The organism is Candidatus Phytoplasma palmae (assembly GCF_046896035.1).
GTDB lineage: Bacteria > Bacillota_I > Bacilli_A > Acholeplasmatales > Acholeplasmataceae > Phytoplasma > Phytoplasma palmae.
Window position 1 is genome coordinate 1 of sequence record NZ_JBIPDD010000029.1, and the last position, 1,930, is coordinate 1,930.

Here is a 1,930-nt window from a genome sequence, read left to right on the forward strand (position 1 = left end):
AGGTAACTATAAATGCTAGGTTAGTGATAAATAGCGGTTGGAGTCTTATGATAGAAAAATGTTATTTTAAATTGTATTTTAAATAAAAATAAAATCAAAAATATTTTTTTTCTGGGTAAAGATGTTTGTTAAAAGAAAAATATATTTTTTTCCTTTTAAAGATAATTATTATTTATTTACGAATCTAATAAATATAAGCCATCTATTTATTTCTTATAATCATAGAAAATTTATTATAAAATTTATATTTTTAATCTTTTTAAATTTTAAATTATAAACTTTATGATAAAGATATTTTTTTATTTTTTTACCCTTTTCAGCTCTTTACTAATTAATTATTAATTATTTTTATTTTATTTAACGATTAACAATTATTTTATTTCTTTGTTCAACCTTGTTTTATCTTTGTCTCGCAGCTCTCTTTGAAAATTTATTTTTTCTTTGCTACTTTACGAATATGCTATTTTCCCTTATATTCTTTCGAATTCCGGTTAATTCGTTGATTACTTCTATTATCTCAAGAAGTGAGTTACCTTAAATTTCTATCATTTATGTTCGAACTAACGCCCTCCGTAGTCAGATGCTCTATCCGATTAAGCTATGGATGCTTTTCTTATTGTATATTTTTATAAATAAATCAATAATTTTATGTAAAAAAATTTTATATAAATAAATTCTAAATTAATTTAAAATTTAAAAAAAATGTAAATAAAATATGGTGACCCGTACGGGATTCGAACCCGTGAATGCATGCGTGAAAGGCATGTGAGTTGACCGTTTCTCCAACGGGCCTTATTTTAGAAATAGAAATTAATTTTTAGAATTTTAATATATTTTTGTATCTAATTTTTTCTAATATTTAGTTTTTTAATATTGAAAGAAATGTTTCAATTTTCATTTTATTTTTTATTTTAAAATTATTAATTTTTTTTAAAATAAAATAGGTTTAAATTAAATCAAAAAAAATATTAAAAATTATTTTTTATTTAATAAGCTTTAACCGTGATAATTAGCGAATAAAATATACTTTTTTTGATTTATTAACTCAGTAATCATTTTTTATAAAAAGAATAAAGAAACCTTTTATGATTTTAACAATATTTATAAATAAAGTCAATAAAATATTTAAAATATAAAATTTTTTTAAAAAAATTAATTTTTTTAAAAATAAAAAAAAGAAGAGAATAAAAAAAATATTTTTTATATGTTTATTGTTTATTGTTTTTTATAAAAATAAATTTTTTTACTATTAGTTTTTACTAAAAATTATAATATTTACATTTTAGCCCTATTTTATATATAAAATTTATAATATGATTATTATTTTTTATGTAGAAAAAAATCTAAAAAGATTATATTTTGCATATTATTGAAAAAAAAATAAAAAAAAAAATATAAAGAGCTATAATATTTAATAGTGAGTATTTTTAACAAATATACTAATTTTAATTCTAAAAATTTATCATATAGTAAATTATTATTAATTAAGAATTAAGTAATTGAGTAATATTTTATATACTTATTTTACATTATATGATCATTTTGAATTTTATAGTTTATATATTTTGTTTAAATTATATTCATTAATTGTTTTTTAAACTAATATTTTGTAATATTTTTGATTTTTATTTTTAATAATTTTAAAATAAAATTTATAATTATTAGTTCTATCATTAGATCTATTTAATTAGTTTAAATTTATTTTTTAATTAATGTTTAAAAATTTTTTGAAATTAAAGTAAAAAAATTCTTAAAATCATAAGATAGAATTTTTTTGATTTTTATTATAAAAAATAGATAAGTATTAATGATAATTACTATAATAAATAAAATATGAATATGGGCGTGAAATGATGCCTAATTATGAGTGATTTAACGCATCACGAACATCATGATAATATGTTCCTTCATATTCTTGGCTTTTGAAACG

1 tRNA gene is annotated in these 1,930 nt (G+C 16.7%); it reads right to left on the reverse strand.

The window, feature by feature from the left end:
• Positions 1–716: 716 nt before the first annotated feature.
• Positions 717–792: transfer RNA gene (locus ACHMP6_RS01820), tRNA-Glu, on the reverse strand.
• Between the last annotated feature and the right edge of the window lie 1,138 nt (positions 793–1,930).